Genomic DNA, 2,915 nt, shown 5'->3' with positions numbered 1-2,915 from the left:
CCCCCGCACCGGCCGCCGCCCGGCAGATCACCACCGCCAGAACCGGAGAAGACATGACCATCAAGGATCGAAAGCCGAAGCCGCCAACAGGCCGCATCCACCGCAAGGCCCGCCGCGCGGGCCGCATCAAGCAGACCCTGATCACCGAAGATCGGGAAAACGCCGCCTGGAACAACAACCTCGCCGGCATCGGCGAAGAGGAGACCGTCCAGGAAGGCCGCGAACGCTCCCTGGACCGGATGTCCACCCGCGGCCGGGTCGGCATCCGCTGGAAGCCGAACACCGCCGCCCTACGCGCCGCACGGCGCAGCTAGCCCGCCCGACTCGGCCGAGCGGACCACGTCCGGGCCGGCACTGACACGACCAGCCGCACGCGCAGACGGGCCGGGCCCATGTCCGGCCAGACATCCCGGCCCGCCTGCCCTCCCCTCAGAAGGGACACACCCATCATGACCGCCCCCCGCGCCCGTGCGCGCACCGTCTCCACCATCCCGCCGGCAGCGCCTGGCGCCCTGGACGTTCTGATCGTCGACGCGGTGCGCGCCGCCGTCCGCCGGACTGTCAGCGCCGCGAGGATCGCCGCCGGTAACCGCTCCCGTCGCCGCCAGCATCATCGGGCGGGTGTCCGGTGAGCGCCGCCGCCGCTGCCGAGCGGGTCGCCCGCGGCGCCCGACTCCTCGACCAGCAGCGCCCCGGATGGGCCCATCGCTTCGACCCCGACGCCATCGCGCCCAACGGCCCCGTCGGCTGGCAGATCGTCGGACATCTCTACCGAGACCCGGACATCGACACCTATGCCAATGCCTACACCTACGGATGCGTCGACCTCGGCCTCCAGACGAGACAGGACGAGTTCGACCATGGCCTCGACCCAGACGGCACCGACGACTGGCGCCGACTGAACCTGCAGTGGATCACCGAGATCCGCCAGCGCCAGGTGGGTGCCCGGTGAGCGCCGTCGACCTCCCTCCGCACGGCCGCGCGTGGCTGCGCTACGACGACGACCGCGGCGGCATGTGGGCCGAGGACCCGCGGACCGGACGCTGGTGGCTGTGCTACTCGGACGGCTGGCACAGCGCTGGACGGCCAGACGACCTGGGCGACCTGCTGCTCGCCGGGACGACGGAGATCCCAGGCGAGAGCCATCCCGACCTGCTCGCCGAGGCCGTCGACCTTCTCGTGACCCGGCCTGGAGACGACTATCCCGGTCTCCGCCGCGCCGAGGCGCTCGGGGGCATGAAGAAGACCAGCGACAACGGCTGAGTATCCCCGGCGCGGCCCATACGCCTGGACAGCAACGGCCGCGCCGGGGTCCACCCCACATCCCTCCACAGGAGAGCAGGAGCCATGCCCATCATCCTCACCGCGGCCGAGGACTCCAACCCTGTCAACCGCAGCCACTGCCCGGCCCATGGCCCGTACGGCGGGCTGATCTGCCCCCGCTGCGTCACCACGCTGCCGCCCCGGACGGAGACCCGGTGAGCTCCGCCGCCGTGTACGCCGTCCTGGGCGTCACCCTCTACGCCGCACATCAGCTGGCGGACCACGTCCTGGGCCAGACCGACACCCAGGCCGCCGCCAAGGCGCAGCCGGGCCGGGCCGGCTGGGCCGCCCTGGCCCGCCACGTCGCCCAGTACCACGCGGTCGTCGTGGCCATGACCGCCATCACCGTGGCCGCTCTGCACGTGCCGCTGAGCCTGCCCGGGGCGGCCGCCGGGCTGGCGGTGTCCGCCGGCACCCACGCCCTGTGGGACCGGCGCTGGACCGTCCGCTGGGTCCTGGAGCACACCGGCGCCCGCCGGTTCGCCGCACTCGCCGAGGGCGGCCTCAACGGCATGTACTTGGCCGACCAGGCCCTGCACCTGGCCTGCCTGTGGGCCGCCGCGCTCCTCACCGCCACCCTCTAACCCGAACCCACGCCAGAAAACCATCGGCCGGCGAATCAGACCGGTCTTTTCTCCCCGCACCACCTCCCGCGCTACCCCCATGCCGAAAACCATCCGAAAGGACGCATTCCCAATGCGCGCGACCAGACATTCCGAGGATTCGACAGAGGTCGTATCGTTCGGCTATCTTCACGGCACCCCACCGAAAGCCGACATCACACTCGACCTTCGGACGCATTTCCGGGACCCCCACGTACAGCCGCAGCTGCGGTATCTCACCGCCCCACGACCCGGCTGTTCGCAACACCGTATTGACCACCCCGGGCATTGCGTCGCTCATCACCGCGACCGTCGCCGCCGTCCAGGTGTTCCACGCCGCCCCTCAGCCGGCCGGGTGACCGTCGCCGTGGGATGCGCCGGCGGCCGGCACCGCGCGGCCACCGTCGCCATGGCCATCGCCGCCCCGCTCGACCAGGCCACCGTGCACCACCGCGACCTGACGAAACCCGTCGTCGACCGCTAACCACCCCGCGACGCGAGAAAGGCAGGGCCGCATGAACCAACGCCACCGACACCGCTCCTTCGTCCACCTGCACGTCCACACCGACCACTCGATGCTCGACGGGGCGGCGCGGATCGGGGACCTGGTCGCCGAGGCCGCGCGGCTCGGTATGCCGGCGGTCGGGATGACCGATCATGGCACGATGTCCGGTGCCTACGACCTGCACCGGGTCGCCACCGCGGCCGGCATCACGCCCGTCATCGGGATCGAGGCGTACGTGGCCCCCGCCGGACGCCACCACAAAACGCCGGTGTTCTGGGGTAGCACGAAGCAACGCTCGTCCGACCAGTTCGGGGAGGGCGGCGACGTCTCGGGTGCCGGGGCGTACACCCACATGACCATGCTCGCCCGCGACGCCACCGGCCTGCGCAACCTGTTCAGGCTGTCGTCGCTGGCCTCGATTGAGGGCTATTACCGCAAGCCCCGGATGGACGCCGAGCTGCTCGCCACGCACTCAGCGGGGGTCA

General features: G+C 71.5%; 8 protein-coding genes. All 8 read left to right on the top strand.

Features of this window, described 5'->3' with window-relative positions; genetic code table 11:
• Positions 1–314, top strand: a 314-nt coding sequence (locus AC08OV_RS17365) for a hypothetical protein (RefSeq protein WP_476619956.1), incomplete at its 5' end; no start/stop codon positions are given.
• 135 nt (positions 315–449) lie between these two features.
• Positions 450–632: a hypothetical protein gene (locus AC08OV_RS17360; protein ID WP_476619955.1), complete on the top strand. Its 183-nt coding sequence runs from the start codon at positions 450–452 to the stop codon at positions 630–632.
• On the top strand, positions 629–952 hold the full coding sequence (locus AC08OV_RS17355; protein ID WP_476614991.1) for a hypothetical protein: 324 nt from the start codon (positions 629–631) through the stop codon (positions 950–952). The genes AC08OV_RS17360 and AC08OV_RS17355 overlap by 4 nt, the downstream gene beginning before the upstream one ends.
• Entirely contained in the window at positions 949–1,263 is a 315-nt protein-coding gene (locus tag AC08OV_RS17350; protein WP_476614990.1) for a hypothetical protein, read from the top strand. Before AC08OV_RS17355 ends, AC08OV_RS17350 begins: the two co-directional genes overlap by 4 nt.
• Positions 1,264–1,347: 84 nt before the next feature.
• Positions 1,348–1,482: a hypothetical protein gene (locus AC08OV_RS17345; RefSeq protein WP_476614989.1), complete on the top strand. Its 135-nt coding sequence runs from the start codon at positions 1,348–1,350 to the stop codon at positions 1,480–1,482.
• On the top strand, positions 1,479–1,907 hold the full coding sequence (locus AC08OV_RS17340; RefSeq protein ID WP_476614988.1) for a hypothetical protein: 429 nt from the start codon (positions 1,479–1,481) through the stop codon (positions 1,905–1,907). Before AC08OV_RS17345 ends, AC08OV_RS17340 begins: the two co-directional genes overlap by 4 nt.
• 79 nt (positions 1,908–1,986) lie before the next feature.
• Positions 1,987–2,409, top strand: a complete 423-nt coding sequence (locus AC08OV_RS17335; protein WP_476614987.1) for a RapZ C-terminal domain-containing protein — start codon at positions 1,987–1,989, stop codon at positions 2,407–2,409.
• Between the two features lie 31 nt (positions 2,410–2,440).
• Positions 2,441–2,915, top strand: a 475-nt coding sequence (locus tag AC08OV_RS17330) for a PHP domain-containing protein (RefSeq protein ID WP_476619954.1), incomplete at its 3' end; no start/stop codon positions are given.

This window comes from Frankia sp. CeTa3Moorea, assembly GCF_978021225.1.
Note: the sequence above shows the minus strand (reverse complement) of the source record. Positions and strands in the feature narration are given on the sequence as shown.

What these genes read in the sequence shown, in the direction of transcription:
- AC08OV_RS17360 (WP_476619955.1), top strand. Translation starts at nt 450, where the DNA reads ATGACCGCCCCCCGCGCCCGTGCGCGCACCGTCTCCACCATCCCGCCG.
- AC08OV_RS17345 (WP_476614989.1), top strand. Translation starts at nt 1,348, where the DNA reads ATGCCCATCATCCTCACCGCGGCCGAGGACTCCAACCCTGTCAACCGC.
- AC08OV_RS17335 (WP_476614987.1), top strand. Translation starts at nt 1,987, where the DNA reads ATGCCGAAAACCATCCGAAAGGACGCATTCCCAATGCGCGCGACCAGA.